Origin of the sequence: Aeromonas sp. FDAARGOS 1405, assembly GCF_019048265.1 — a bacterium.
Classification (GTDB): domain Bacteria; phylum Pseudomonadota; class Gammaproteobacteria; order Enterobacterales; family Aeromonadaceae; genus Aeromonas; species Aeromonas veronii_A.
On record NZ_CP077311.1, the window covers coordinates 1,269,796 to 1,293,655 of the forward strand.

Annotated in this window: 25 protein-coding genes; 14 read left to right on the forward strand and 11 right to left on the reverse strand. The window is 57.9% G+C overall.

Annotated elements, in window-relative coordinates:
* Positions 1-24: 24 nt before the first annotated feature.
* Complete coding sequence (locus tag I6L35_RS06005; RefSeq protein WP_005355774.1) at positions 25-708, forward strand: response regulator; 684 nt, start codon at positions 25-27, stop codon at positions 706-708.
* 4 nt (positions 709-712) lie between these two features.
* On the opposite strand, the gene I6L35_RS06010 is transcribed toward I6L35_RS06005, so the two are convergent.
* Complete coding sequence (locus I6L35_RS06010) at positions 713-1,840, reverse strand: multidrug effflux MFS transporter (protein ID WP_216979792.1); 1,128 nt, start codon at positions 1,838-1,840, stop codon at positions 713-715.
* Between the two features lie 92 nt (positions 1,841-1,932).
* Between I6L35_RS06010 and I6L35_RS06015 the strand changes: the two genes are divergently transcribed.
* Positions 1,933-2,757 carry a helix-turn-helix domain-containing protein gene (locus tag I6L35_RS06015; protein ID WP_216979793.1) on the forward strand — a complete coding sequence of 275 codons (825 nt, stop codon included), beginning with the start codon at positions 1,933-1,935 and terminating at the stop codon, positions 2,755-2,757.
* Here the strand turns inward: I6L35_RS06015 and I6L35_RS06020 are convergent.
* Positions 2,687-2,920 carry a hypothetical protein gene (locus I6L35_RS06020; RefSeq protein WP_216979794.1) on the reverse strand — a complete coding sequence of 78 codons (234 nt, stop codon included), beginning with the start codon at positions 2,918-2,920 and terminating at the stop codon, positions 2,687-2,689. The two genes, I6L35_RS06015 and I6L35_RS06020, sit on opposite strands and share 71 nt — an antisense overlap.
* Positions 2,921-3,213: 293 nt before the next feature.
* On the opposite strand from I6L35_RS06020, the gene I6L35_RS06025 reads away from it, so the two are divergent.
* The gene (locus I6L35_RS06025; protein WP_216979795.1) at positions 3,214-4,464 is read left to right on the forward strand and encodes a valine--pyruvate transaminase; all 1,251 of its coding nucleotides are present in this window, start codon (positions 3,214-3,216) and stop codon (positions 4,462-4,464) included.
* 71 nt (positions 4,465-4,535) lie between these two features.
* Here I6L35_RS06025 and I6L35_RS06030 read toward each other — a convergent pair whose 3' ends face one another.
* Positions 4,536-4,976, reverse strand: a complete 441-nt coding sequence (locus I6L35_RS06030; protein ID WP_005357182.1) for an Hsp20 family protein — start codon at positions 4,974-4,976, stop codon at positions 4,536-4,538.
* Between the two features lie 92 nt (positions 4,977-5,068).
* Positions 5,069-5,482, reverse strand: a complete 414-nt coding sequence (locus I6L35_RS06035; RefSeq protein ID WP_005339298.1) for an Hsp20 family protein — start codon at positions 5,480-5,482, stop codon at positions 5,069-5,071.
* 280 nt (positions 5,483-5,762) lie between these two features.
* Between I6L35_RS06035 and I6L35_RS06040 the strand changes: the two genes are divergently transcribed.
* Both I6L35_RS06040 and I6L35_RS06045 read left to right on the forward strand, forming a co-directional pair.
* On the forward strand, positions 5,763-6,533 hold the full coding sequence (locus I6L35_RS06040; RefSeq protein ID WP_216979796.1) for an MBL fold metallo-hydrolase: 771 nt from the start codon (positions 5,763-5,765) through the stop codon (positions 6,531-6,533).
* A 95-nt stretch (positions 6,534-6,628) separates the two neighbouring features.
* Positions 6,629-7,588: a helix-turn-helix domain-containing protein gene (locus tag I6L35_RS06045; protein WP_216979797.1), complete on the forward strand. Its 960-nt coding sequence runs from the start codon at positions 6,629-6,631 to the stop codon at positions 7,586-7,588.
* 93 nt (positions 7,589-7,681) lie between these two features.
* On the opposite strand, the gene gyrB is transcribed toward I6L35_RS06045, so the two are convergent.
* The 4 genes from gyrB to dnaA form a co-directional block, all read right to left on the reverse strand.
* Positions 7,682-10,093 (reverse strand): DNA topoisomerase (ATP-hydrolyzing) subunit B, encoded by a 2,412-nt coding sequence (gene gyrB, locus I6L35_RS06050; RefSeq protein ID WP_076494165.1) that lies wholly within the window; start codon positions 10,091-10,093, stop codon positions 7,682-7,684.
* Positions 10,090-11,193: a DNA replication/repair protein RecF gene (gene recF / locus I6L35_RS06055; protein ID WP_216979798.1), complete on the reverse strand. Its 1,104-nt coding sequence runs from the start codon at positions 11,191-11,193 to the stop codon at positions 10,090-10,092. The genes gyrB and recF overlap by 4 nt, the downstream gene beginning before the upstream one ends.
* A 2-nt stretch (positions 11,194-11,195) precedes the next feature.
* Entirely contained in the window at positions 11,196-12,299 is a 1,104-nt protein-coding gene (dnaN, locus tag I6L35_RS06060; RefSeq protein ID WP_005339306.1) for a DNA polymerase III subunit beta, read from the reverse strand.
* An 83-nt stretch (positions 12,300-12,382) separates the two neighbouring features.
* Positions 12,383-13,753: a chromosomal replication initiator protein DnaA gene (dnaA, locus tag I6L35_RS06065; RefSeq protein ID WP_005339307.1), complete on the reverse strand. Its 1,371-nt coding sequence runs from the start codon at positions 13,751-13,753 to the stop codon at positions 12,383-12,385.
* A 311-nt stretch (positions 13,754-14,064) separates the two neighbouring features.
* Between dnaA and I6L35_RS06070 the strand changes: the two genes are divergently transcribed.
* From I6L35_RS06070 to I6L35_RS06110, 9 genes are all read left to right on the forward strand, one after another.
* Positions 14,065-14,823 carry an amino acid ABC transporter substrate-binding protein gene (locus I6L35_RS06070; RefSeq protein WP_005339308.1) on the forward strand — a complete coding sequence of 253 codons (759 nt, stop codon included), beginning with the start codon at positions 14,065-14,067 and terminating at the stop codon, positions 14,821-14,823.
* Entirely contained in the window at positions 14,824-15,492 is a 669-nt protein-coding gene (locus I6L35_RS06075; RefSeq protein ID WP_019445518.1) for an amino acid ABC transporter permease, read from the forward strand.
* A 12-nt stretch (positions 15,493-15,504) separates the two neighbouring features.
* Positions 15,505-16,239: an amino acid ABC transporter ATP-binding protein gene (locus I6L35_RS06080; RefSeq protein WP_100652144.1), complete on the forward strand. Its 735-nt coding sequence runs from the start codon at positions 15,505-15,507 to the stop codon at positions 16,237-16,239.
* 270 nt (positions 16,240-16,509) lie between these two features.
* Positions 16,510-16,644: a 50S ribosomal protein L34 gene (gene rpmH, locus I6L35_RS06085; protein WP_005307156.1), complete on the forward strand. Its 135-nt coding sequence runs from the start codon at positions 16,510-16,512 to the stop codon at positions 16,642-16,644.
* Positions 16,644-17,003 (forward strand): ribonuclease P protein component, encoded by a 360-nt coding sequence (rnpA, locus tag I6L35_RS06090; RefSeq protein WP_005342318.1) that lies wholly within the window; start codon positions 16,644-16,646, stop codon positions 17,001-17,003. The genes rpmH and rnpA overlap by 1 nt, the downstream gene beginning before the upstream one ends.
* Positions 16,970-17,218 (forward strand): membrane protein insertion efficiency factor YidD, encoded by a 249-nt coding sequence (gene yidD / locus I6L35_RS06095; protein WP_075116235.1) that lies wholly within the window; start codon positions 16,970-16,972, stop codon positions 17,216-17,218. Before rnpA ends, yidD begins: the two co-directional genes overlap by 34 nt.
* Positions 17,219-17,223: 5 nt before the next feature.
* Positions 17,224-18,870: a membrane protein insertase YidC gene (gene yidC / locus I6L35_RS06100; protein WP_088868083.1), complete on the forward strand. Its 1,647-nt coding sequence runs from the start codon at positions 17,224-17,226 to the stop codon at positions 18,868-18,870.
* Between the two features lie 98 nt (positions 18,871-18,968).
* Positions 18,969-20,330, forward strand: a complete 1,362-nt coding sequence (gene mnmE / locus I6L35_RS06105; RefSeq protein WP_216979799.1) for a tRNA uridine-5-carboxymethylaminomethyl(34) synthesis GTPase MnmE — start codon at positions 18,969-18,971, stop codon at positions 20,328-20,330.
* A 162-nt stretch (positions 20,331-20,492) separates the two neighbouring features.
* Positions 20,493-21,632, forward strand: a complete 1,140-nt coding sequence (locus tag I6L35_RS06110) for a site-specific integrase (protein ID WP_058056545.1) — start codon at positions 20,493-20,495, stop codon at positions 21,630-21,632.
* Between the two features lie 201 nt (positions 21,633-21,833).
* Here I6L35_RS06110 and repC read toward each other — a convergent pair whose 3' ends face one another.
* From repC to I6L35_RS06125, 3 genes are read right to left on the reverse strand one after another with little or no spacing between them, the layout of a single operon-like run.
* Positions 21,834-22,634 (reverse strand): replication protein C, IncQ-type, encoded by an 801-nt coding sequence (gene repC / locus I6L35_RS06115; protein ID WP_234704036.1) that lies wholly within the window; start codon positions 22,632-22,634, stop codon positions 21,834-21,836.
* Positions 22,635-22,659: 25 nt separating this feature from the next.
* The gene (locus I6L35_RS06120) at positions 22,660-23,511 is read right to left on the reverse strand and encodes a helicase RepA family protein (protein WP_161653293.1); all 852 of its coding nucleotides are present in this window, start codon (positions 23,509-23,511) and stop codon (positions 22,660-22,662) included.
* 7 nt (positions 23,512-23,518) lie between these two features.
* Positions 23,519-23,854: a helix-turn-helix domain-containing protein gene (locus tag I6L35_RS06125; RefSeq protein WP_042864679.1), complete on the reverse strand. Its 336-nt coding sequence runs from the start codon at positions 23,852-23,854 to the stop codon at positions 23,519-23,521.
* Positions 23,855-23,860: the final 6 nt, after the last annotated feature.

Below are 23,860 nucleotides of genomic sequence, written 5' to 3' on the forward strand. Positions count from 1 at the left end.
CCACCATTCGCCTCAGGAGGTTCGATGGCGCACATTCTGGTCATAGATGATGAAGCGGCGATCCGTCGCTTTCTGCGGATCAGCCTGATTGCCGAGGGGCATCAGGTGAGTGAGGCGGTGGGGGTCAATGAAGGGCTGGAGCAGTATCGCCACCTCAACCCTGATCTGGTGATCCTCGATCTCGGTCTACCTGACGGCGATGGCATTCAGGTGTTGCAGGCCATTCGCGAACACCACCCCAATCCGGTGCTGGTGTTGTCGGCCCGCGATTCGGAGCAGGAGAAGGTGCGGCTGCTGGATGCCGGCGCCAACGACTACATGAGCAAGCCGTTCGGCATCGGCGAGATGATGGCTCGCATTCGCGTGCTCTTGCGCCAACGAGCTGGCGTCAGCAGCGGCGAGCGGCGCCACTTCCCCCAATGCGGCCTGACGCTGGATATCAGCAGCCACAAGGTGACCATGAAGGAGGAGGAGATCCCCCTCTCCCGCAAGGAGTTCGCCCTGTTGCAGGCGCTGGTGTGCCACCCCGGCAAGCTGGTGATGCAGACCCAGCTGCTCAATGACATCTGGGGGCCGAGCCACAAGGAGGACACCCACTACCTGCGCATCGTCATCGCCAGCCTGCGCAAAAAGCTGGGGGATAACCCCCAGCAACCAACGCTTATCGAGACCGAATCTGGTATCGGCTACCGCTTTATCGGCAACTGACGTTTCACGTGGAACAACGCCCACTGCAAAGCAGCGCCAATAGACCGCAGCCACTCAGCAACAGGCCGAGATCCTGCAATCCGGCCGCCACCGCCAACCCCAGACTGAGCAGCAGGTAGTAGCCAAGCCCGAACAGGGCGCCAGCACTGCCAGCTACCTCACGATAAGCCAGCAGCGCCTGACTCAGCACATTGGGGATAGCCAGCCCGAAGGCCACCACGATTCCCATCATGGGCAACAGGAACCAGAGGCCGGCCTGACTCGCCCAGACCAGCAGCCCGGCGACCAGCGCCAGAGCGCAAGCCAGTCTGACCAGAGAGGACGGCAGCCACCCCCTCCCCAGCAGATGCTTGTTGAGCAGACTACCGAGCAGAGTCGCCAGCGCCAGCAAGATCCCCGAATAGCCAAACTCGCCGGTGCTCAATCCCAATCCGGCAAACAGGAACGGCGCCAGACTGTAGTAACCAAATAGCATGGTGTTGAACAGAGCGACCAGCATGGCACTACGCCAGAGCCCGCCATCCTTCATCATCCGGCACGCCAGCGGCCAGAGTGCGACTTGCCGGGTGGTGGCCGGACGGGTTTCCGGCAGTTGCCAGCAGGCCACCAGCAGCAAGCCTACCGCCAGTATCAGCAGACCGCTGAACACCCCGAGATAGCCGAACCCGCTCGCCAGCTGACTGCCACTGAGCAGCCCCAGCACCGGACTGAGTGAGAGCACAATGCCCATCACCGAGAAGACCCGCGCCAGATCGCTCCCCTGATAGCTATCGCGCAGCATGGTCTGGGTCACCACGGATCCCACCGCAGCGCCAAAGGCCGAGATAACCCGGGCCAGCAGCAGGGTTTCAAACTGATTGGCCAGCAGCGCCAGCAGGGTGCCGACACCATAGGTGAGCAGACCCGCCAGCATGGCGGGACGCCGCCCAATCAGATCGCAGAGCCGTCCCCAGCAGACCACGCCCACCGCAAACGCCAGAAAATAGACCGACAGGGTCTGGGATGCCTGCCCCTCGCTCACCTGAAACTGGGTGGCGATGTGGGTCAGTACCGGGCTGTAGATGGTCTCCACAATTTGGGGAAACATCATCAATCCCACCACCAGCCAGAGCGGTGGCAACTTGTTGTTCATGACAAACCTCCTTCACAAGAGGTCGCCATTCTAGAGAGATGCCGTCTGTCTGATTACAATAAGAAGGACTATAAACATCAAAAATCGGACATATGGCCTTTATTCTTCCCGATCACCCTTTTGACCCCGACCAGCTGACCGGCAGCGTGATCGGCATTGCCTCCGCCCTCGGCTGGCACGACTCGGGCCTACATCAACATCAGCGCCATCAGCTGCTGTTCGCCCAATCCGGCTGCATGACCATGGAGCTGGAAGGTCGGGTCTGCCTGCTGCCGCCTACCCGCGCCGCCTGGCTGCCTGCAGGCACCTCACACCGGATCTTGATGCGCGGTGTGGTGGCCTACCGCTCCCTCTACTTCCAGCCGCACCCCGAGTTGCCCGGCACGGTCGAAGTGCTGGCGGTCAATCCGCTGCTGCACGAACTGATCGAACGGATGGCGCTCTGGCCGTGGGACAAACCGCAAGAGCAGCAACAACGGACGGTGGCACTGTTTATGGAGGAGTTGGGGCAGGCACCGCGGGAGTCGTGGCAGTTGCCGCTGCCGACGGATCCCAGACTGGGCGACTGGCTACAGCAGTTGAAACGGGGGGATGCCCTGCCCGATCGGCTCAACCGGCTGGCCGAGCGGGTGGGTGCCAGTGACAAGACCATTGGCCGCATCTTTATGCGGGAGACCGGCATGAGCTATCAGGCGTGGCGTCAGCAGTGGCGGCTGTTGCGTGCCATGGAGCTGCTGGCAGAAAGCGAGCCCATCAGCCGGATTGCCGCTGCGCTGGAGTTCTCCAGCGACAGTGCCTTTATCAGCTTCTTCAAACAACATACGGGACAGACCCCCCTGCGCTATCTCAGCTCTCGGGGTGAGTCGCCACAGCCTGGCTCGCTTCCACCACCAGGGTATCCAGCGCCAGCGGTTTGAGATTGTGCAACGCATCCTTCACCACGGCGTGGGATGCCTGTTGCACCTCGCTCTGCACATCCTGCTCCAGCTGGGCACTCTCCAGCTCGGGCCGCGGGTTTTCGTTGGCCATCACGTTCAGGCTCAGGGCACTCACAATCAGGGTAGCGATCAGGCTTTTCATCTGGTTTGCTCCGGTATGGTTGAGATGACCAGATAGCTATTTCAATAGTTGTGCCAATCCTCATGCAATTCATAACATGATGATTTTGTTTAAATTAACTATCTTGCGATACCAAATTGAGTCGCAAAATGCATCCCGCTCGATCATTTTTAAACCAACAGTTGGTGCTTTTAACCACGCTTGATTTTTGCACCATGTTCCACGTGGAACGTCCCATCTTTTTGATCGACACCCGCTTTTAAACTGAGCTATGGTGCTACATCCCCGTAACTCAAATCTGGATCTGTCACTGAATGGAATTTTCCTTGTTCGGCGAGAAGTTCACTCGCCACGCCGGCATTACCCAACTCATGGATGACCTCAATCAGGGGCTGACCAATCCGGACGCCATCATGCTGGGTGGCGGCAATCCGGCCCCCATCCCCGCCATGCTGGAGCGCTTTCAGGCCGAGGCCAAAACCCTGCTCGACAACGGCGAACTGGTGAAGGCGATGGCCAACTACGATGGCCCACAGGGCAAAGACAGGTTCACCAAAGCGCTGGCAGCCCTGCTCAGCAAGGAGCTGGGATGGGATATCTCGGCCCGCAATATCGCCCTGACCAATGGCAGTCAGAATGCCTTCTTCTACCTGTTCAACCTGCTGGCCGGCGAATTTGCCGATGGCCGCAAGAAGAAGGTGCTGTTCCCGCTCGCCCCCGAGTACATCGGCTATGCCGACTCGGCGCTGGCCGACGACTACTTCGTGGCCTACAAGCCCACCATTGAGAAGCTGCCCGATGGCCAGTTCAAATACCATGTGGATTTCGAGAGCCTGCAGGTGGGTGACGATATCGGGGTGATCTGCGTCTCCCGCCCGACCAATCCCACCGGCAACGTGCTGACCGACGAAGAGATCGAACACCTCGATCAGATCGCCCGCGACAAGGGGATTCCGCTGCTGATCGACAACGCCTACGGCGTGCCCTTCCCGGGCATCATCTTCAGCGAGGCCAAGCCGTTCTGGAACGCCAATACCATCCTCTGCATGAGCCTCTCCAAGCTCGGCCTGCCGGGCACCCGCTGCGGCATCGTCATCGCCGACGAGAAGATCATTCAGGCCATCACCAACCTGAGCGGCATCATCAATCTGGCACCGGGCAGTCTGGGCCCCGCCATCACCATCCCGATGATCGAGAGCGGCGAGATCATCGCCCTCAGCGAACAGGTGGTGAAGCCCTTCTATCAGCAGAAGGCGGAGCTGGCGGTGCAGCTGCTGCGCGAAGCGATCCCCGACCCGCGCTTCCACATTCATAAACCGGAAGGCGCCCTCTTCCTCTGGCTCTGGTTTGAAGGCTTGCCGATCCACTGTCAGGAGCTCTATGAGCGACTGAAGGCGAAGAACCTGCTGATCGTGCCGGGTCACTACTTCTTCCCCGGCATTGATGACCCCGAGTGGCGCCACAGCCAGGAGTGCATTCGCCTCAACTACTCCCAGAGCGAGGAGCTGGTGCGTCGCGGCATCGCCATTCTGGCGGACGAGATCAACACCCTCTATGCTGGTTAATCCAATCCGGCGATACAAAACAGAAAGGCCTGCAGATGCAGGCCTTTGTCATTTATCGCGATCCGGTTTGCTTAGCCGGGCAGCGCCAGCTGCTCGGGTTTACCGATGGGGATTGCGCGGGGCTTGAGCGCCTCCGGCAGTTCGCGGGCCAGATCGATGGTCAGCAGACCATGCTCCAGCTTGGCGCCCTGCACTTCCACGTGCTGGCTCAGCTTGAAGGCGAGCTCGAAGTCACGCTCGGCAATCCCCTGATGGAGGAACTGACGTTCACCGGCCGCGGCCCCTTTACGACCCTTCACCTTGAGGGTGCCGTTTTCGGTCTCCAGCTCCAGCTCTTCGCGCTCGAAGCCAGCCACGGCGACCGTAATGCGATAGCCATCCTGATCGCGCTTTTCAATGTTGTACGGGGGGTAAGCAGCGGTCTTCTGATCGAACAGACCTTCCAACTCACGGGCCATCCGCTCGAAGCCGACGGCATTGGAATAGAGATGAGAAAAATCGAGGTTACGCATAATCCTATCCTTCTAATAAGCAACAGGTTCAACTCTCCACAGGCCCGTCATCGGCACCCGGGAAATTTTAAAATTTCAGTGAATTCAGGCTATCAGCCGTTGATCTCTATCTTGCGCGGCTTCATCGCCTCGGGCACTTCACGCACCAGCTCGATGTGCAGCAAGCCGTTTTTCAGGTCGGCCCCTTTCACCCGCACATAGTCGGCCAGCTGGAAGCGGCGCTCGAAACCACGTTCGGCGATCCCCTGATAGAGATAGTTGCGCCCGGTATCGGCCTGCTTGTTGCCCTTCACCGTCAACAGATTTTCCTGGAAGCTCAGCTCCAGCTCTTCCTGGGTAAAGCCCGCCACCGCCATGCTGATGCGGTAGTCGTTGTCACCCAGTTGCTCGATGTTGTAGGGGGGATAACCGGCATTGCCATTGCTGGCCGCAGATTCAATGAGATTGGCCAGACGATCGAAACCGATGGCAGAACGATAGAGCGGAGAAAAATCGATAGAACGCATAGTATTACCCTCTTGTGAGCGATAACGGATTGTTTGCCCTCCTGATGGACGGGCGTCTGGTCGAAACCTCTGTTGAGCGTTCCGGCCTTGTTACCTATATAGGGGCTCACTTTTTCCTTTCAAGGGGATTTTTTCAAATTTTTTAAATGGCCGTGCCGACCTTTGGCACATCAACCTGTTGGCCCGATAGTGATGATAATCGACCCATGGGCCCCTGATGGCAATGCGCTCCGCACCCCATAATTGGTTGCATATCCACCAGCCAATATGGAGCCATCCCATGAAGATTACCCAGGTTCGCAACGCCACCCTGCTGCTCGACTATGCCGGCACCCGCTTTCTGATCGACCCCATGCTCTCGGCCAAGGGTGCCTTCCCCGGCTTTGAGGGCACCGCCAACAGCCAGCTGCGCAATCCGCTGGTCGAGCTGCCGCTGCCGATCGATGAGCTGGTCGATGTGGACGCCGTTATCGTCACCCATGACCATCCCGACCACTGGGATGATGCCGCCAGAGCGCTAATCCCCAAACATCTGCCGCTCTTGGTACAACATCAGAAAGATGCCGATGCCATTCGTGCCAGTGGCTTTGAGGATGTGCGCCTGCTGAGCGATCAGCCCGAGTTTGCTGGCATTCGCCTGCAACAAACCGGTGGCCAGCACGGCAGCGACCAGTTGATGGCGGTGCTGGGCGAGCGCATGGGAGAAGTGTGCGGTGTGGTCTTCTCCCACCCCGATGAACAGAGCCTCTATCTGGCCGGTGATACCATCTGGCATCCCCGGGTCAAACAAGCCCTGCAACAGCATCAACCCGAGGTCATCATCCTCAACTGTGGCGATGCACAGGTGCCCGGACTCGGTTCCATCATCATGGGCAAGGAGGATGTCGCCGCCGTTTATCAGGCCGCACCGCAAGCCACGCTGATCGCCAGCCATATGGAGGCGGTCAACCACGCCGTGCTGTCACGTCAGGAACTTCATACCTATCTGACCGAGCGAGGCATGATGGATCGGGTGCGGATACCGGCGGATGGCGAGGCTCTCTCGCTGTAACTGACTGGGCCATGCCGAACAGCGCGCACGGCCCTTCGGCTTTCACTGCAAAATGCTTATGATGAGAGGTCTGCGCGTAGAGAGGAGCCAACACCATGACCACCCCGATCGTTGCCGTGGTGACCTTCGATCACTTCAGCCCTTTTCACTGCGCCGTCCCCTGCCTCATCTTCGGCGATATTCTGCCGGGCCAGCCGCTGTTCGAGCTCAAGATCTGCTGCGGCGATGGCAACCGCCACGCACACTCGGCACAAGGCTTCACCATTCAGGCTCCCTATGGGCTGGAGGTGCTGGCCGAGGCGGAGGTCATCGTCATCCCCTTCTGGCACGACCCGGCAGCACGGCCACCCGCAGCGCTGCTCGATGCCATGATTGCCGCCAGAGCCAGAGGTGCCCGGCTGGTCGGGCTCTGTCTTGGCACCTATGTGCTCGCCTACGCCGGCCTACTTAATGGTCGCAAAGCATCGACCCACTGGGAGTACGAACAGGATTTCTGCCGCCGCTTTCCCTGCGTGCAGCTCGATACCAACGCCCTCTATGTGGATGACGATGGGCTGGTCACCTCGGCAGGCACTGCCGCCGGGTTGGACTGCTGCCTCTATCTGGTGCGCCAGTACCACGGCTCGGCCATCGCCAACAAAGTGGCGCGGCGGCTGGTGATCCCGCCTCACCGGGAAGGGGGTCAGGCCCAGTTTATCGAGCAGCCGGTGCTCACCTCCACCCGCGATGTCCGGATGAACCAGTTGCTCGATCACCTGCGTGCCCATCTGGCCGAACCCCACACCCTGGATTCTCTGGCGGCCCATACCCTGATGAGCCGCCGCACCTTTACCCGCCGTTTTCATCAGGCTACCGGCCTCTCGGTGGGTGAATGGCTGCTGGCGGAGCGGCTCAGGCGCAGTCAGGAACTGCTGGAGGTAAGCGGCCATTCCATCGATCGCATCGCCGAGCTGGTCGGCTTCAAGAGTGCCACCTCCCTGCGCAATCACTTCCGCGCCCGCTTTACCATCTCCCCCAGCGAGTGGCGCCGATCTTTTCGCAGCCAAAACCCCTGATACACAGACTCGATGTTTCACGTGGAACGTGGCCAGAAAAACAAAAAGCCGCTCACAGGGAGCGGCTTTTGTATATCGAGCTGACAGCATCGATTAGACGTCGAGGTTGGCTACGCGCAGGGCGTTGGTCTCAATAAAGTCACGACGGGGCTCAACGGCATCACCCATCAGGGTGGAGAAGAGCTGGTCGGCACCGACGGCGTCGTCGATGGTGACGCGCAGCATGCGACGGGCTTCCGGATCCATGGTGGTTTCCCACAGCTGGTCCGGGTTCATCTCACCTAGCCCTTTATAGCGCTGGATGTAGATGCCGCGCTTGCCTTCGCCCATCAGCCACTCGACGGCTTCTACGAAGTTGGCAACCGGCTTGACCTTCTCGCCACGCTTGATGAAACCACCTTCCTCGATCAGGTTGGCGATCTCCTTGCCCAGCGAGACCAGTTGACGGTACTCACCGGACTGCAGGAAGTCGTAGCTGAGCGGATATTCGCGGTCGACCCCGTGCTGGCGTACCACGGCGTGCGGCACGTACAGGCTGCGCTCTTCATCACGACGAACCTGGATCTGGTACTGGATACCGTGGTTGCTCTCGTTGAGCACGGCTTCCATACCCTGACACCAGGCCAGCAGATCGCTCTCGCTGTTCAGCAGCGCTTCGTTCAACTCCGGCTGATAGATCAGCTGGGTCAGCACCGCTTCCGGCGCACGACGAGACATGCGGGTGATCAGGTGAGTCACCGAGCGGTGCTGGTTGACCAGACGCTCCAGCGCCTCGCCACCGATGGCCGGAGCAGACTCGTTGACGTGCAGGGTAGCACCATCCAGCGCCATGGCGGTCTGGTACTGCAGCAGCGCGTCTTCGTCTTTCAGGTACTGCTCCTGCTTGCCCTTCTTCACTTTATAGAGCGGCGGCTGGGCGATGTAGACGTAGCCACGTTCGATGATTTCCGGCATCTGACGATAGAAGAAAGTCAGCAGCAGGGTTCGGATGTGCGCACCATCGACGTCCGCATCGGTCATGATGATGATGTTGTGATAACGCAGCTTGTCCGGGTTGTACTCGTCGCGACCGATACCGCAACCCAGTGCGGTGATCAGGGTACCCACCTCTTGCGAGGAGATCATCTTGTCGAAACGGGCCTTCTCTACGTTCAGGATCTTGCCCTTGAGCGGCAGTATGGCCTGGTTCTTACGGTTGCGACCCTGCTTGGCGGAACCGCCAGCAGAGTCCCCTTCCACTATGTAGAGTTCGGAGAGAGCAGGGTCTTTTTCCTGACAGTCAGCCAGCTTGCCGGGCAGACCGGCGATATCCAGCGCGCCTTTGCGGCGGGTCAGTTCGCGGGCTTTGCGGGCCGCTTCGCGGGCACGGGCCGCATCGATGATCTTGTTGACCACGATCTTGGCATCGCCCGGGTTTTCCAGCAGGAAGTCAGCCAGCTTCTCACCCATCGCCTGTTCAACGGCGGTCTTCACTTCGGAAGAGACCAGCTTGTCCTTGGTCTGGGAGGAGAACTTGGGATCCGGCACCTTGACGGAGATAACGGCAATCAGACCTTCACGCACGTCGTCGCCACTGGCGGCAGACTTGGCCTTCTTGCTGTAATCCTCTTTGTCCATATAGGAGTTCAGAGTACGGGTCAACGCGGTACGGAAGCCAACGAGGTGAGTACCACCATCCCGCTGCGGGATGTTGTTGGTAAAGCAGTAAACACCTTCCTGATAGGCGTCATTCCACTGCATCGCCACTTCAACACCGATACCATCCTGCTCGGTAGTGAAATGGAACACCTTCGGGTGGATCGGGGTCTTGTTCTGGTTTAGGTATTCAACGAACGCCTTGATGCCACCTTCGTAGCAGAAATGCGCCTCACGGCCGTCACGCTCATCCATCAGACGGATGGAAACACCGGAGTTGAGGAAGGAGAGCTCGCGCAGGCGCTTGGCCAGGATCTCGTAGTGGAACAGGGTGTCGCTGAAGATGGTCGGGCTCGGCCAGAAGCGAACTTCAGTACCGGTGCCGGTGCTGTCGCCAATCTGCTTGAGCGGCGCCTGCGGCTCACCCAGATGATAGGTCTGTTCGTAGACGTGGCCGTTACGACGAATGGTCAGCAACAGCTTGTCAGAGAGGGCGTTAACGACGGAGACGCCGACGCCGTGCAGACCACCGGAAACCTTGTAGGAGTTGTCATCAAACTTACCGCCTGCGTGCAGCACGGTCATGATGACTTCGGCAGCGGAGCGGCCCTCTTCCGGGTGAATATCGACCGGAATACCACGGCCGTTATCGCGTACGGAGACGGAGCCATCGGAATGGATCTTGACCTGAATATCGGAGCAGTAGCCAGCGAGCGCCTCGTCAATGGAGTTATCGACGACCTCGAACACCATGTGGTGCAGACCCGAGCCATCATCCGTATCGCCGATATACATCCCCGGGCGCTTGCGGACCGCATCCAGGCCCTTCAGCACCTTGATATTCGAGGAGTCGTAAGTATTTTCACTCATAGCTTACTCTCTGCCTTCTCTAACGTTTCGGAGATTTTACCCTGTTCCACGTGGAACAACTTGCAGTCATTCGCATCCATCATGTCTGCGAGCTGACCGGTGTCGATGGCGGTGATAAACACCTGGGACGCACACTGCTTCAGCCTTGCGGCCAGCAAGCGGCGCTTGTCGACATCCAGTTCAGAGGCAAAATCGTCAATTAAAAAAATACAGCCACGGCTGCTATGTTGATTCAAATAGAGCCCTTGGGCCAGTCGCATGGCGCAGACCAGCAACTTCAGCTGACCCCGGGACAAAATATCCTGAGCGGGCACCCCGTTCGCCTTGAGGCGCACATCGGCTTTTTGTGGACCGACACCGGTATAGCCCAGCGCCCGATCCCGCTCAAACCCCGCCTCCAGCAGATCGCCGAGGGGAGTATCTTTCTCCCAGCCCCGGTAAAAGCCGAGACTGATATCGAACTCCGGCAGAAAATCCGCCGTCATCTCCTTGATCAGGGGCGTAATGGCCTGACAATAACTGGTGCGAAACTTGGCCAGCTCACCCCCCAGCCGCACCAACTCCTGATCCCAGAACGCCAGCTGGCGATATTGGGTGCTCTGGCGCAACAGCGCATTGCGCTGTTTCAGCAGCCGCCGCACTCGTCCCCACAGGGCAAAGAAGGTCGGCTCCTGATGGAAGACACCCCAATCGAGCCAGGCGCGGCGAGCCTGAGGCCCGCCCGTCAGCAAGTTGAAACCATCGGGATGGATCAACTGCACCGGCAACAGCTCCGCCAAATCGGCAAGCCGCTGGGCCTGTGCCCCGGCAATCTTGAGCTGGGTCTCGCCACTCTTGTCTTTGGCAAGACCGATCGGTACCTGACGCCCCTCCAGCTCGCACTGGGCAAACAGGGTAAAGGCCCTCTCCCCCTGGCGGATGACCCGCCCGGTCAAATGAGTGCGAAAGGAGCGCCCCAGACCAAGGTAGTGAATGGCTTCCAGCACGCTGGTCTTGCCGCTGCCATTGCACCCGACCAGAATGTTGAGGCCGGGCGACAGCTTGAGACTGGCTTGCTGGATATTGCGAAAGTCGCTGAGCTGGAGTTTGACCAGGGACACGGCTAGATCCGCATCGGCATCACCACGTACTGAGCATCCTGATGTTCAAAATCCTCAATAATGGCACTGCTGATGGAATCGCTCAGGCTAATCCGAATTTGGTCACATTTTAACGTATTCAGCACGTCGAGCACATAAGAGACGTTAAAGCCGATCTCCATCTCGCCAGCGGCATATTGTACGTCAAGCAGCTCTTCGGCTTCTTCCTGTTCCGGGTTGTTGGCGGTGATGCGCAGCAGGTTTTCCTGCAGATTGAGACGCACCCCACGGAATTTCTCGTTGGAGAGGATAGCGGCGCGGGCAAACGCCTGACGCAGATCCTCACGGCCGGCGATGAGCGCCTTGTCGCTGTTGCGCGGAATGACGCGGCGCCAGTCCGGGAAACGGCCATCCACCAGCTTGGAGGTGAAGATGAAGCCGTCCAGCGCAGCACGCAGGTTGCTGCGACCGATCTGCAGCCGCACCGGTTTGTCTTCCGCCTCCAGCAGACGCACCAGCTCCAGTACCCCTTTGCGCGGCAGGATAACTTGATGATCGGGCAGCGATTCCCCTACTACCTCGCGGCGGCAGGTGGCCAGACGGTGACCGTCGGTCGCCACGGTGCGCAGACCGTGACCTTCGCTCTCGAACAGCATGCCGTTCAGGTAGTAACGCACGTCCTGGCTGGCCATGGAGAACTGAGTCGCATCGATCAGCTTCTTCAGCTCCAGCTGGCTGATATCGAACTCGAGCACGGATTCCCAATCCTCGATGTTCGGATACTCGGTCGCCGGCAGGGTCGAGAGGTTGAAGCGGGAGCGACCGGACCGGATGATCAGGCGCTCGCCTTCGGTATTGAGACGGATCTCGGCGCCTTCCGGCAGACCACGGCAGATATCCAGCAGCTTACGCGCCGGTACTGTGGTGCGGCCATCTTCGCTGGCCCCGTTCAGATAGACCTGACCGATCATCTCTACTTCGAGATCGGTACCGGTCAGTGACAGCAGACCGTTGCTGACATCAAGCAGCACGTTGCCGAGGATCGGCAGGGTCGGTCGGCCGCCGAGGGCGCCGGACACCAGTTGCAGAGGACGTAACAGGGCCTCACGGCTAATTTCGAGCTGCATCTGTGCTCTCCGTTGTGATTAGGAGGAAAAGATTCGGATCAGGTTGGAATATTCGCGCTGCATCTGTCCACTCGATTCCGTTATCAGGAAGAAAGGGTACGGATCAGGTTGGAATAGTCCTCCTTGATGTCGTGACTCTCCTCCTTCAGCTGCTCGATCTTGCGGCAGGCATGAAGAACGGTAGTGTGGTCACGGCCACCAAAGGCATCACCTATCTCCGGCAAACTGTGGTTGGTCAGCTCCTTGGCCAGTGCCATCGCCAGTTGGCGCGGACGGGCAACGGAGCGGGAACGACGCTTGGAGAGCAGATCCGCCAGCTTGATCTTGTAGTACTCCGCCACCGTCTTCTGGATATTGTCGATGGTGACCAGCTTCTCCTGCAGTGCCAACAAGTCGCGCAGCGCTTCGCGCACGAAATCGATGTTGATGGCACGGCCGGTGAAGTTGGCGTTGGCGATCACCCGGTTGAGGGCGCCTTCCAGTTCACGGACATTGGATCGCAGACGTTTGGCAATGAAGAAGGCCACTTCGTCCGGCAGATGGATCTGGTTCTCGTCTGCCTTGCGCATCAGGATCGCGACGCGGGTCTCCAGTTCCGGCGGCTCGATCGCCACGGTCAGGCCCCAGCCGAAGCGGGACTTGAGGCGATCCTCGACACCGTTGATCTCCTTCGGATAGCGATCCGAGGTCAGGATGATCTGCTGATTACCTTCCAGCAAGGCATTGAAGGTATGGAAGAACTCCTCCTGGGAGCGCTCCTTGTTGGCGAAGAACTGGATGTCATCGATGAGCAGGGCATCGACACTGCGGTAGTAACGCTTGAACTCTTCAATGGCGTTGTTTTGCAGCGCTTTCACCATGTCCTGAACAAACCGTTCGGAGTGCATATAGATGACTTTGGCATCTTTTTTACTCTCCTTGATGGCATTGCCAACGGCGTGCAACAGGTGGGTTTTACCCAGGCCGGTGCCGCCATAGAGGAACAGCGGGTTGTAAGCACCACCCGGATTGTCCGCTACCTGACGGGCAGCCGCACGCGCCAACTGGTTGGACTTACCCTCAACGAAATTCTCGAAGGTATAGTTCACGTTGGTGTTGCTCTTGTGGTTCGGCTCGGGCTTGGCTTCAGCCTTGCTTTCCCAGCTCTTCTGCAAGTTATTCACAGGCGCGGCACCCTGTACCGGCGCTCTGGCGACAGCAACAGGATGGGGACGATTGCCTATATCAAAACGCAGGGCGGGGCCGTCGACCCCGCAGAGTTCGTTGATGATGCCGTTAACCCGGATGAGATACTTGTCTCGTACCCAGTCCAGAACAAAGCGATTCGGTGCATACAGGGTCAGAGTATTGTCACTCAACTCCGCTTGAAGCGGCCGGATCCACATGCTGAATTCTGCCGAGGGCAACTCATCTTGCAGCCGGTTAAGGCACTGCTGCCATAGCGAAGCAGTCACTCTAAACTCCTGTCGATTGATTAACTAAAGACCGGCTATTCTACGTTTTTAGCCGCCGGATCTCCAGCCATCGCCCGGTGGATCCAGCAAATAAGATCCTTGACTTTCAAGGATCCAGCGCCTTTGGATCGGATTTCATCCCCAAAGTTACCCACAGCTTGATCCACCGTCCGGATTGGTCGATCCCGTGCTTCTCTCCTGTTATTTCATATAACCAAATGTCATTTATTTTTTAAATTTTATTCCAATAACATCAGCGCCAAACCAGTTATTACAACTACAAATACAAGACATTGAGAGAGAGAAACACCATGAAAACATCCATCAAACTGATTTCTGGCGCAGCCATCCTGCTCGCCACCCTGTCCGGTCAGGCCATCGCCCAGGAGACCATCAAGGTCGGCATGTCTGGCAAATATTTCCCGTTCACCTTCGTCAAGCAGGACAAGCTGCAAGGCTTTGAAGTGGATATGTGGAACCAGATCGGCGAGCGCACCGGCTACAAGGTCGAATTCGTGACCGCCAGCTTCTCCGGCCTGTTTGGCATGCTGGAAACCGGCCGCATCGACACTATCTCCAACCAGATCACCATCACCGACGAGCGCAAGGCGAAGTACGACTTCTCCCAGCCTTACGTCTATGACGGCGCCCAGATTGTGGTACGCAAGGGCAACAGCACCATTCATGGCATCAAGGATCTGGAAGGCAAGAAGGTGGCCGTGAACCTGGGTTCCAACTTCGAAGAGCTGCTGCGCAAGAACGACCCGAACAAGAAGATCGATATCCGCACCTATGACTCCGCCTTCGAGCAGGATGTTGCCCTGGGTCGCATCGATGCCTTCGTGATGGACCGCGTCTCCACCGCCCAGCTGATCAAGGAGTCCAAGCTGCCACTGCAACAGGCTGGCGCACCGTTCGAGACTATCGAGAACGCCCTGCCCTTCCTGAAGACCCCGGAGAAACAGGCGCTGCTGAAGAAGGTCGACGAGGCCCTGACTGCCATGCGCAAGGATGGCTCCCTGCGTCAGATCTCCGAGAAATGGTTCGCTTCCGACATCACCGACAAATAAATGATGGAATTTGACCTCGAATACACGCTGGGGCTGTTTCCCATCCTGCTCAAATACCTGGGCACCACGATGGAAATGGCCCTGTGGGGATTCGTGCTGGCACTCGTACTCTCGCTGGCCCTGGCGATAGTACGGGTGTTTCGCGTCCCCGCGATTCACTGGCTGGCGATGCTCTATATCTCGTTCTTTCGGGGTACACCGCTACTCGTTCAGCTGTTCCTGCTCTACTACGGATTGCCGCAACTGTTCCCGATCTTCGTGGGAATGGATGCCTTTACCGCCGCCATCGTCGGTCTGACCCTGCACTTCGCCGCCTACATGGCCGAGTCGATCCGCGCAGCCATCCTCGGCATTCACAAAAGCCAGATGGAAGCGGCGCTCAGTATCGGCATGAGCCGTTATCAGGCGATGCAGCGGATCATCCTGCCGCAGGCGGCACGCATCGCCACCCCGTCGCTGATGAACTACTTCATCGATATGATCAAGAGCACCTCGCTGGCCTTCACCCTGGGAGTAGCCGAGATCATGGGCAAGGCGCAAATGGAAGCCTCCTCCTCCTTCAAGTTCTTCGAGAGCTTTATGGCGGTGGCGCTGATCTACTGGGTGGTGGTGATCTTCTTTACCCGCTTGCAGCATCTGCTGGAAGTCCGTCTCAACCGTGCCTATTAAAGGAGGGCTCTCATGATCAAGCTAACCGGCCTCTCCAAGGCATATCACGGCAATCAGGTGCTCAACGGCATCGATCTGGAGGTCAAAAAGGGGGAAATTGTCGTCATCATCGGCCCCTCTGGCACCGGCAAGTCAACCCTGTTGCGCTGCCTGAACCTGCTGGAGACCCCGGATGCGGGCACCCTTGCCATCGACGATCTTGAGCTGAATCTGGCCAAGGCCAGCGAACAGCAGGCGATCGAGCTGCGTAAACGAGCCTCCTTCGTGTTCCAGAACTATGCCCTGTTTGCCAACAAGACGGCGCTCGACAACATCGCCGAAGGTTTGATCACCGTCTGGAAACAGCCAAAAGCGGAGGCCCGCGCCACAGCGCTCGGCATCCTCAAGGATATTGGTCTCGCCGACAAGCAGGATGCCTATCCGGCCTCCCTCTCCGGCGGCCAGCAGCAGCGGGTCGGCATTGGCCGCGCCATGGCGGCCCACTCCAAGGTGATCCTGTTTGACGAGCCCACCTCGGCCCTAGATCCCGAGTGGGTCGACGAGGTTTTGGGGCTGATGAAAGCGTTGGCCCGCCAGCACCAGACCATGGTGGTGGTGACCCATGAGATTGAATTTGCTCGTGATGTTGCCGATCGGGTGATCTTCATGGAAGGAGGGCGGATCGTCGAGCAAGGCCCGCCGGATCAGATATTGGTCGATCCCAAGGATCCCCGTACCCGGGAGTTCTTGCGGAAAGTCCTTAAATAGCTCTCTCTTTGGCGGCCTGGCCGCCTTTTTTATTGAGGGATCCCTTGTTTAACCCCGGGTTGCCAGTATAATCCGGAGCCCTTGATCCTCTGGATCCTCACGCTCGGCAGTGGCCTTTTCAAGACCACGGCAGGATGAGAGGGAACGGCGGATTGACTAAAAGCCGAACTCTGTTTAGAATTCGGCCTCTTTTGCTAGTCGTCACACGCTATAGCTGGCGCGTCGGCTAAGTGTGACAATCAAAACTGTACAGAAATACGGAATCGAATCATGAAACGTACTTTTCAACCGTCCAACCTGAAGCGCAAGCGCTCTCACGGTTTCCGCGCCCGCATGGCAACTGCCAACGGTCGTAAAGTTCTGGCCGCTCGTCGTGCCAAGGGTCGTGCCCGCCTGGTAGTCTAATGCCTACCCAGCACACCTTCTCTCGGGAGTTACGTCTGTTAACTCCCGAACACTTCAAACGCGTTTTCGCCGAGCCTGTCCGGGCCGCCTCTCCGCAGATTACCCTTCTCGCTTCTCCCAATTCGCTCGAACACCCTCGTCTTGGTCTCGCTGTGCCCAAAAAAGCACTCAAGCGTGCCGTTTGGCGTAATCGTGTCAAACGGGTGGTTCGGGAAAGTTTCCGCCTCAAACAACATCAGCTGCCCGCTATCGACATCGTGGTGATCGCCAAGGCCGGTGTGAAAGAGATGGATAACGAGGAACTGTTCAAGTTACTGGAAAAGCTATGGCGCACCCTGTCACGCCGTTGCAATGGGTAGCTATCAAACTGATACGCCTGTATCAGCTAATCATTAGCCCTCTGCTCGGGCCGCGCTGCCGTTTTACCCCAACTTGTTCCCAATTTGCGATAGAAGCCATCCGACTTCACGGTTTCATAAAAGGCGTTTGGTTAGCCAGCAAACGTCTATTAAAATGCCATCCCTTATCCGAGGGTGGTTATGACCCGGTTCCGCAACCAAAGCGAAGAAACTGAAAACTATGGAATCACAACGCAATCTACTCCTGATCGGTTTGCTGTTCGTGAGCTTTCTGCTCTGGCAACAGTGGGAGTCCGACAAGGCTCCGAAGCCGGCCCCGACTACCGTGGCCCAAACCGAACATTTCGTACCTGAAGCCGGTCAGACCGGTGATATTCCTCAGGTTTCCGAGCAAGCCAACGCAACTGCCGCACGCAAGCTGATCACCGTCTCCTCTGACGTGCTCAAGCTGACCCTGGACACCCAGGGTGGCGACATCGTGTCTGCCGAACTGCTGTCTCACAAACTGGAAGAGGGCAAGGACCAACCGTTCGTGCTGCTGACCAGCAAGCCTGAGCACCTCTATATCGCCCAGAGCGGTCTGGTAGGTCGCAACGGTCCGGACAGTCAGGCCGAAGGACGTCCTACCTATGAAGCCGCCCAGACCAGCTATCAGCTGGCCGATGGTCAGGATCAAGTCGTCGTTCCGATGACCTGGACCGACAGCAAGGGCGTGGTCTTCACCAAGGAGTTCATCCTCAAGCGTGGCGACTATGCCGTTGGCGTTGATTACAAGATCGACAACAAATCTGCCGAGCCGGTTCAGGTGCAGTTCTATGGTCAGCTGAAGCAGACCGTAGCCACACCGAAGGATCAGGAAGGTCATGCCATGGTAGCCAGCGCTTACCGTGGTGGTGCCTTCTCCACTGAAGATACCCGCTACAAGAAGTACACCTTCGACGAGATGAAGGATGCCGACCTGAACAAGACCACCAAGGGTGGTTGGGTCGCCATGCTGCAACACTACTTCGTTTCTGCCTGGGCTCCGAATGCCGACGATACCAACAGCTTCTACAGCCGCGTGATCCCGGGTAAAGGCCAGGCCATCATCGGTTACAAGGCGCCGATGGTTGACGTGGCTGCCGGTCAACAGGCCGAAGTGACCAGCAAACTGTGGGTTGGCCCCAAGCTGCAAGACCAGATGGCCAAGGTGGCTAACCATCTCGACCTGACCGTCGACTACGGCTGGCTGTGGTTCATCGCCCAACCGCTGCACTGGCTGCTGACCGTGTTCCACGGTTTCGTCCAGAACTGGGGTCTGGCCATCATCATGCTGACCCTGCTGGTGCGCGGCATCATGTTCCCGCTGACCAAGGCCCAGTACACCTCCATGGCCAAGATGCGCATGCTGCAACCCAAGATTGCGGCCCTGCGCGAGCGCTTCGGCGATGACCGCCAGAAGATGTCTCAGGGCATGATGGAGCTGTACAAGAAGGAGAAGGTCAACCCGCTGGGTGGCTGCCTGCCGATCCTGGTTCAGATGCCGATCTTCATCGCCCTTTACTGGGCACTGATGGAGTCCGTTGAACTGCGTCACGCGCCGTTTGCCCTGTGGATCACTGACCTGTCAGTGAAGGACCCCTTCTTCGTGCTGCCAATCCTCATGGGTGCCTCCATGTGGTATCTGCAGAAGATGAGCCCGACCACCGTAACCGACCCGATGCAGCAGAAAGTGATGCAGTTCATGCCGATCATCTTCACTTTCATGTTCCTCTGGTTCCCGGCTGGCCTGACTCTCTACTGGCTGGTGAGCAACGTCATCTCCATCATCCAGCAGACCATCATCTATCGTCAGCTGGAGAAGAAAGGACTGCATTCACGCAGCTAATCTTCCCGTGATGACAAAAGAGGCGGCCTTCGGGCCGCCTTTTTTATTACAATGTCTCCACTACGTTTTCCTATCAGCGAACAAACGAGCCAAGCAAGATGACAACAGATACGATCGTGGCCCAGGCCACCGCGCCAGGCCGTGGTGGCGTCGGCATAGTCCGGGTCTCCGGCCCCGCCGCCGAACAGGTCGCCGGGATAGTGCTCGGCAAGCTCCCGCGGGTGCGCTACGCCGAATATCTGCCGTTCAAGGATGAGCAAGGCCAGGTACTGGATCAGGGCATAGCCCTGCTGTTCAAAGCCCCCAACAGCTTCACCGGCGAGGATGTGCTGGAGCTGCAGGGCCACGGCGGCCCCGTCATCATGGACATGCTGATCCGCCGCATTCTGAAAATCGATGGCATCCGCCCTGCCCGCCCCGGCGAGTTCAGCGAGCGCGCCTTCATCAACGACAAGCTGGATCTGGCCCAGGCCGAAGCCATCGCTGACCTTATTGAAGCCTCCAGCGAACAGGCCGCCCGCAGCGCAATGCACTCCCTGCAGGGGCAGTTCTCCAGCAAAATCCAGCAGCTTGTGGAGAGCCTGATCCGGCTGCGCATCTATGTGGAAGCGGCCATCGACTTCCCGGACGAGGAGATCGACTTCCTCTCCGACGGCAAGGTGGCGGGCGACCTTTACACCATCATGTCCGAGCTGGACGACGTGTGCGGGGAAGCCAAACAGGGCGCCCTGCTGCGGGAAGGGATGAAGGTGGTGATCGCCGGTCGTCCCAACGCTGGCAAATCGAGCCTGCTCAACGCCCTGGCGGGGCGCGAGTCGGCCATCGTCACCGAGATCGCTGGCACCACCCGCGATGTGCTGCGCGAGCACATCCATCTCGATGGCATGCCGCTACACATCATCGATACCGCCGGTCTGCGCGACACTCAGGACAAGGTGGAGCAGATCGGTATCGAACGAGCCTGGGCCGAGATCGAACAGGCCGATCGGGTGCTGTTTATGGTGGATGGCACCACCACAGATGCGGTCGACCCGCGCGAGATCTGGCCGGAATTTGTTGATCGGTTGCCAAAAAACATCGGCCTCACCGTCATTCGCAACAAGGCCGACCTGACCGGCGAGGATCTGGCACCGAGTCAGGAGCAGGGCCACGCCGTCTACCGCATCTCCGCCAAGACCGAGCTGGGGCTGCCTGCCCTGCGCGAGCACCTGAAAGCCTGCATGGGCTTCCAGGGCAACACCGAAGGGGGCTTTATGGCCCGCCGCCGCCATCTGGATGCGCTGGAACGTGCCGCCGAGCGCCTGCTGGTGGCCAAAGAGCAACTGGAAGTGTTCGTGGCTGGCGAGCTGGTGGCCGAAGAGTTGCGCCTGGCGCAGGAGTCCCTCTCCGAGATCACCGGCGAATTCAGCTCCGACGATCTGCTGGGCCGCATCTTCTCCAGCTTCTGCATCGGCAAGTAATGTGGTGAAAAATCAGCAATAAAAAGCAGCCAGTGAGAACATAAGGCATTGTAAATATTGGACTTTGTTTTTTACTGGCTATTCTTGCCTGATCTTGTTTCGTGAGAATTTACCCCGAGAGTACCCCAAAGTAACCTCTTGGGGTACTTTTGGGGGACACTTATGAAGATCAGCATCGAATACCGCGCACCGGACGCCGAAGGCAAGCGCGCTCTGCGCTTAACCTACTACGCCGGCTCCTACCTTGACCAAACCACGGGCATCCGCAAGCACAAACGCAGCAGAGAGACCCTGGATCTCTTCCTGTACGACAAGCCGCGTACCCCAGCACAGCGGCTCCACAACAAAGAAACCCAGCGAGCAGCCGAAGCCATCCGCGCCAAGCGACTCTTCGAGTACGAGACTGGTAAACACCATCTGGATTTCTCGAACGCCTACAAGGCCAGCTTCTTCGAGTACTTCCAAGATGTTACAGACCAAAAAGCGGCAGGTAGCAAGAGCAACCACTCCATCTGGATATCAGCCCTCAAGCATTTACGCCAGTACCATAAGCTGCCGGAACTGACTTTCGAGGAAGTAGATCAGCTGTTCCTGGAGGGGTTTCGGCATTACCTGATGCACAAGGCCCGCACCAAAAGCGGCACACCACTGAGCCGCAACACCCAAAGTGCCTATTTCAACAAGTTAAGGGCGGCCCTGAACCAGGCTGAGCAGGAACGGCTGCTACCGGATAATCCGGTACGACGTGTCAAAGCTATCCAGGGGGAGAAGAACAAACGGGTTTACCTGACCGAAGACGAGGTACGAGCCTTGGCCCAGGCCGAGTGCCGGTACGACGTTCTTAAGCGCGCCTTTCTGTTCTCTTGTTGCACTGGCTTGCGCTGGTCCGACATTCACAAGCTGACCTGGGCCGAGCTGGAGCCCTTCTATGGCCATTACCGTATCGTCTTCACCCAGAAAAAGACCAGCGGCCTGCAATACCTGGATTTGAATGACATGGCGATGCAGCTGATGGGGCGCCCAGGCAAGGCAACAGAGCGGATCTTCAAGGGCCTCAAGTACTCGGCTTGGCACAACATGGAGCTCACCCGGTGGGCGTTGCAGGCGGGTATAACCAAGAAGGTCACCTTCCACAGCGCGCGTCATACCTTCGCCGTCATCCAGCTTAACCGCGGCGTTGATATCTATGCCCTCTCCCGCTTGCTGGGGCACAGTGAGCTGAGAACCACCGAAATCTACGCCGACATTCTTGAATCGCGGCGCCGAGATGCCATGCTCGATTTCCCCAATGTCTTGGGGTGATAGAAGCACCCTCGACGAGATCATAGCCAGGAAGAGCCAACAAATAGGCCAGCGCAACCATGCGCTGGCCTAGATTATCTTAGATAATATAGATCGGATTTCAGGATCGCCCTGCAGCCCAAGCGGTAACTGGGTTTCACTGAATTGGCTTGTGACCGTTATCGTGAACTTTGTGACCACTTTCGTGATAGTTTGTGACCGTTATCGTGATAGTGCAGGCCGGCCGATGGTAAACCGCCCCTTGGCATGTTCACTGATTGACCAACCCAGTTCAGCCAGTTCATACAGCGCCTTGCGAACTCGCGATTGCCGCTTTCGGTTGGTGGCCGCGCTGGACTTATCAGGAAAAGCGTAAGAGACCAGTTTATCTAAACCTACTGGCTTGCTGCGGCCACAATCAATCCAGGCACAAAGCCGCTGATGCAATATCCGGGCAGTGCTACTACGCAGTTGCCGTACCTCAGCCAGATCGATATAGGTATATCGGCCATTACCCAATATGGCATTGGTCAGCAATGGATTAAGCGCCACAAAGAGCCTATCGGTCAGGGGATCGCTGGCATAGTTCGCCAGCAGACGAAAACCACTACGCAAGCCTGCTACCTGTGCTATTACCGACACCTTCCACAACCGCTCGACAGTGCGACGCACCGTATTGGTGTCACGAGGGTTTGCGTAACCAATCTCCTTGGCCAGTTTGCGCAAGCTGCTTTTGACTACCAAGACATCCTGCTGGTTGGCAATCCCACGCAGCTGAAGTAGGTCTCGTAATATCTCTCCGGTTTCACCACTCGCAATAGGCCCAATCTTGCCACTTTCTGATTCAAGCCCAGCTAGGGCAACCAACCCTTGAAGTACGCGCAAATCGTCAGCCCCCAAGGGTTCTGGCCCAGAAAACTCAATCTGATTACCGTTATCCAAACGGTAAATCACCTCCAGCTTGTCACGGCGGCGTTGGCCATTCGAGATCGCCCTAAACAACCCGGGAGCAAGGCAGTGCATATGGTCGTGCCGGGCATGAGTCAATTCAAAGCAAGGCACGTTTGCCCCCAGCCCAGTGTATTTCGTCAAAACCAGCGGGGTACAGCACGCCACCTTCCTTCCGCTCCAGCCAGCGCTCCGGTAGTGGCGGCCCATAATTGCTTTTGCTTACCCCAAACCGCACGTAAAGCTGGCTCTTCTCTACCGATACGCCCAGCTTCTGCGCCTCTTTCTTGGTCATAGTGGCGAGATAGGCCTGCCAGCGAACGTTGTCAACCAGTACCGACGAACCACGGCTTGCCTGCTGCAGATCGCCAGCTTCTTGGAATGCCGCAGATTTACTGGTGTGGTGTACAAACAACACAGCGCATCCCTTCAGCATGGCCAGCCGTTCCAGCTGACCCAGCACCAGTGTCATAGCACAGGCTGCATTCTCATCAGCATCGTGAAAGCGTCTCAGTGTATCGATAACCACCAACCTGACCCCCTCAGCCCAAATGGCAATCGCTTCCCACCAATGGCTATCCAGCACATTCGGGCTGGCACCCTGAAGCGATATCAAACGAAGGTATCGTTCAACGTTGGCACGAAGTTCAGCATCAAGACCTCTGCCCAAGGCAAACAAGCGCTGGTGCAGTACAGGCCAAGGGTCCTCGGCAGGCAGGTAGAGCACAGCTCCCCTGCCCAGATTGCCAAGCCCAATCCAATCCGGCCCACCGGATATCTGCATTGCCAGTTGCAATGCCAACATCGATTTGCCCACCCCTCCCGGTGACACCAAAGCACCAACGCAGCCAACAGGCAGCCCCGGGAGGACAAAATCGAGGGGTTTTGGAGGCTCAACAAAAGCCGACCGGAGATCCTGGGGGCAGAGAGATGTAATCAGATCCTGTGTCATACCCACCTCACAACCGCCCATGGCTAGCTTGCCGCACACGCTTGGTTACATGCTCAGTGAGTTCGGCGTCCGGTGAAATGCGGTGGGAGAGCAGCCAATCCAGCAGCTCAACGCGCTTGAAGTAGATCTTTTTGCCTTGTGGCTTGTAATGCGGCAGACGCTTTTCACTGGTCAGCCGGTACACATAGCAGATAGAAACCCCCAGCAACTCAGCGCACTCCTCGGCAGAAAGCACCTCTTTTTGCGCCTGTCCTTGCTGGATTACCAACTGCTTAAGCTCATAAAGCTCTTTCAGGATTGCCCCATTCGGATCACTGAAAACTGACGAATTTTGTTCGCGCATGCAGAT

What these genes read in the sequence shown, in the direction of transcription:
- I6L35_RS06120 (WP_161653293.1), bottom strand. Translation starts at nt 23,511, where the DNA reads ATGACACAGGATCTGATTACATCTCTCTGCCCCCAGGATCTCCGGTCG.
- I6L35_RS06070 (WP_005339308.1), top strand. Translation starts at nt 14,065, where the DNA reads ATGAAAACATCCATCAAACTGATTTCTGGCGCAGCCATCCTGCTCGCC.
- I6L35_RS06005 (WP_005355774.1), top strand. Translation starts at nt 25, where the DNA reads ATGGCGCACATTCTGGTCATAGATGATGAAGCGGCGATCCGTCGCTTT.
- I6L35_RS06110 (WP_058056545.1), top strand. Translation starts at nt 20,493, where the DNA reads ATGAAGATCAGCATCGAATACCGCGCACCGGACGCCGAAGGCAAGCGC.
- I6L35_RS06020 (WP_216979794.1), bottom strand. Translation starts at nt 2,920, where the DNA reads ATGAAAAGCCTGATCGCTACCCTGATTGTGAGTGCCCTGAGCCTGAAC.
- yidD (WP_075116235.1), top strand. Translation starts at nt 16,970, where the DNA reads ATGGCGCACCCTGTCACGCCGTTGCAATGGGTAGCTATCAAACTGATA.
- I6L35_RS06045 (WP_216979797.1), top strand. Translation starts at nt 6,629, where the DNA reads ATGACCACCCCGATCGTTGCCGTGGTGACCTTCGATCACTTCAGCCCT.
- rnpA (WP_005342318.1), top strand. Translation starts at nt 16,644, where the DNA reads ATGCCTACCCAGCACACCTTCTCTCGGGAGTTACGTCTGTTAACTCCC.
- I6L35_RS06125 (WP_042864679.1), bottom strand. Translation starts at nt 23,854, where the DNA reads ATGCGCGAACAAAATTCGTCAGTTTTCAGTGATCCGAATGGGGCAATC.
- I6L35_RS06035 (WP_005339298.1), bottom strand. Translation starts at nt 5,482, where the DNA reads ATGCGTTCTATCGATTTTTCTCCGCTCTATCGTTCTGCCATCGGTTTC.
- I6L35_RS06015 (WP_216979793.1), top strand. Translation starts at nt 1,933, where the DNA reads ATGGCCTTTATTCTTCCCGATCACCCTTTTGACCCCGACCAGCTGACC.
- yidC (WP_088868083.1), top strand. Translation starts at nt 17,224, where the DNA reads ATGGAATCACAACGCAATCTACTCCTGATCGGTTTGCTGTTCGTGAGC.
- mnmE (WP_216979799.1), top strand. Translation starts at nt 18,969, where the DNA reads ATGACAACAGATACGATCGTGGCCCAGGCCACCGCGCCAGGCCGTGGT.
- dnaN (WP_005339306.1), bottom strand. Translation starts at nt 12,299, where the DNA reads ATGCAGCTCGAAATTAGCCGTGAGGCCCTGTTACGTCCTCTGCAACTG.
- I6L35_RS06025 (WP_216979795.1), top strand. Translation starts at nt 3,214, where the DNA reads ATGGAATTTTCCTTGTTCGGCGAGAAGTTCACTCGCCACGCCGGCATT.
- I6L35_RS06080 (WP_100652144.1), top strand. Translation starts at nt 15,505, where the DNA reads ATGATCAAGCTAACCGGCCTCTCCAAGGCATATCACGGCAATCAGGTG.
- repC (WP_234704036.1), bottom strand. Translation starts at nt 22,634, where the DNA reads ATGCACTGCCTTGCTCCCGGGTTGTTTAGGGCGATCTCGAATGGCCAA.
- I6L35_RS06010 (WP_216979792.1), bottom strand. Translation starts at nt 1,840, where the DNA reads ATGAACAACAAGTTGCCACCGCTCTGGCTGGTGGTGGGATTGATGATG.
- I6L35_RS06075 (WP_019445518.1), top strand. Translation starts at nt 14,824, where the DNA reads ATGATGGAATTTGACCTCGAATACACGCTGGGGCTGTTTCCCATCCTG.
- I6L35_RS06040 (WP_216979796.1), top strand. Translation starts at nt 5,763, where the DNA reads ATGAAGATTACCCAGGTTCGCAACGCCACCCTGCTGCTCGACTATGCC.
- rpmH (WP_005307156.1), top strand. Translation starts at nt 16,510, where the DNA reads ATGAAACGTACTTTTCAACCGTCCAACCTGAAGCGCAAGCGCTCTCAC.
- gyrB (WP_076494165.1), bottom strand. Translation starts at nt 10,093, where the DNA reads ATGAGTGAAAATACTTACGACTCCTCGAATATCAAGGTGCTGAAGGGC.
- I6L35_RS06030 (WP_005357182.1), bottom strand. Translation starts at nt 4,976, where the DNA reads ATGCGTAACCTCGATTTTTCTCATCTCTATTCCAATGCCGTCGGCTTC.